Consider the following 1,789-nt stretch of genomic DNA (forward strand, 5'->3'; position numbering starts at 1 on the left):
AAAACAGCTTAATATGATGTCACACAAAATAAGTATCATTTAGGTCTTCGGATTTAAATAATACGTTTTATGTAGTTACTTAGTTCCTAGTCGGGATTAAGTAACACGACAGAATTCATTGAGCAGATGTTGAAACAAGTTTACTTGTCTCACATCACAAACGATTTTTAATTGAAGAGTTTGATCATGGCTCAGATTGAACGCTGGCGGCAGGCTTAACACATGCAAGTCGAGCGGAAACGAGAATAGCTTGCTATTCGGCGTCGAGCGGCGGACGGGTGAGTAATGCTTGGGAATATGCCTTTGAGTGGGGGACAACAGTTGGAAACGACTGCTAATACCGCATAACGTCTACGGACCAAAGGGGGGGATCTTCGGACCTCTCGCTCATTGATTAGCCCAAGTGAGATTAGCTAGTTGGTAAGGTAATGGCTTACCAAGGCGACGATCTCTAGCTGGTTTGAGAGGATGATCAGCCACACTGGGACTGAGACACGGCCCAGACTCCTACGGGAGGCAGCAGTGGGGAATATTGCACAATGGGCGAAAGCCTGATGCAGCCATGCCGCGTGTGTGAAGAAGGCCTTCGGGTTGTAAAGCACTTTCAGCGAGGAGGAAAGGGTGTTGTTTAATACGCAACATCTGTGACGTTACTCGCAGAAGAAGCACCGGCTAACTTCGTGCCAGCAGCCGCGGTAATACGAGGGGTGCAAGCGTTAATCGGAATTACTGGGCGTAAAGCGTGCGTAGGTGGTTTGTTAAGCAAGATGTGAAAGCCCCGGGCTCAACCTGGGAACTGCATTTTGAACTGGCAAACTAGAGTATTGTAGAGGGTAGTGGAATTTCCAGTGTAGCGGTGAAATGCGTAGAGATTGGAAGGAACATCAGTGGCGAAGGCGGCTACCTGGACAAATACTGACACTGAGGCACGAAAGCGTGGGGAGCAAACAGGATTAGATACCCTGGTAGTCCACGCCGTAAACGATGTCAACTAGCCGTCTGTGACCTTGAGTCGTGGGTGGCGCAGCTAACGCACTAAGTTGACCGCCTGGGGAGTACGGCCGCAAGGTTAAAACTCAAATGAATTGACGGGGGCCCGCACAAGCGGTGGAGCATGTGGTTTAATTCGATGCAACGCGAAGAACCTTACCATCCCTTGACATCCAGAGAAGAGACTAGAGATAGACTTGTGCCTTCGGGAACTCTGTGACAGGTGCTGCATGGCTGTCGTCAGCTCGTGTTGTGAAATGTTGGGTTAAGTCCCGCAACGAGCGCAACCCCTATCCTTATTTGCCAGCGCGTAATGGCGGGAACTCTAAGGAGACTGCCGGTGATAAACCGGAGGAAGGTGGGGACGACGTCAAGTCATCATGGCCCTTACGGGATGGGCTACACACGTGCTACAATGGCAAGTACAGAGGGCAGCAATACCGCGAGGTGGAGCGAATCCCACAAAGCTTGTCGTAGTCCGGATTGGAGTCTGCAACTCGACTCCATGAAGTCGGAATCGCTAGTAATCGTAGATCAGAATGCTACGGTGAATACGTTCCCGGGCCTTGTACACACCGCCCGTCACACCATGGGAGTGGGTTGCAAAAGAAGTGGCTAGTTTAACCTTCGGGAGGACGGTCACCACTTTGTGATTCATGACTGGGGTGAAGTCGTAACAAGGTAACCCTAGGGGAACCTGGGGTTGGATCACCTCCTTATCTTGAAGTAAAACAGCTTAATGGAAGCCTCGGCTTCACGAGTGTCTACACAAATTACATGATAACGAATTAGAAGAAGA

1 rRNA gene is annotated in these 1,789 nt (G+C 50.0%); it reads left to right on the forward strand.

Going from position 1 to position 1,789, the window contains the following annotated elements:
• The first annotated feature begins 168 nt into the window (after positions 1-168).
• Positions 169-1,709, forward strand: a 16S ribosomal RNA gene (locus B6A32_RS19045).
• Positions 1,710-1,789 lie beyond the last annotated feature (80 nt).

It is taken from the genome of Colwellia polaris (genome assembly GCF_002104515.1).
GTDB classification, from domain to species: domain Bacteria; phylum Pseudomonadota; class Gammaproteobacteria; order Enterobacterales; family Alteromonadaceae; genus Cognaticolwellia; species Cognaticolwellia polaris.